This is a genomic window from Pseudoalteromonas sp. SR45-6, assembly GCF_014163545.1.
Classification (GTDB): domain Bacteria; phylum Pseudomonadota; class Gammaproteobacteria; order Enterobacterales; family Alteromonadaceae; genus Pseudoalteromonas; species Pseudoalteromonas rhizosphaerae.
Map to the genome: position 1 here is coordinate 1 of NZ_JACJDM010000231.1, position 258 is coordinate 258.

2 tRNA genes are annotated in these 258 nt (G+C 45.3%); both read left to right on the forward strand.

Annotation, left to right across the window (positions count from 1 at the left end):
* The first annotated feature begins 7 nt into the window (after positions 1 to 7).
* Positions 8 to 83: transfer RNA gene (locus tag H5158_RS23035), tRNA-Lys, on the forward strand.
* A gap of 71 nt (positions 84 to 154) precedes the next feature.
* Positions 155 to 230: transfer RNA gene (locus H5158_RS23040), tRNA-Lys, on the forward strand.
* The last annotated feature ends 28 nt before the right edge of the window (positions 231 to 258 follow it).

Sequence of the window (258 nt, forward strand, 5' to 3'; positions counted from 1 at the left end):
TCAGAGCGGGTCATTAGCTCAGTTGGTAGAGCAGTGGACTTTTAATCCATTGGTCGATGGTTCAAGTCCATCATGACCCACCATTCTTTATTCGTTGAATAGTAGAGTGGTTATAATCGGCGGATTCACGCACCGTGCTTAGGCACATCAGAGCGGGTCATTAGCTCAGTTGGTAGAGCAGTGGACTTTTAATCCATTGGTCGATGGTTCAAGTCCATCATGACCCACCATTCTTTATTCGTTGAATAGTAGAGTGGT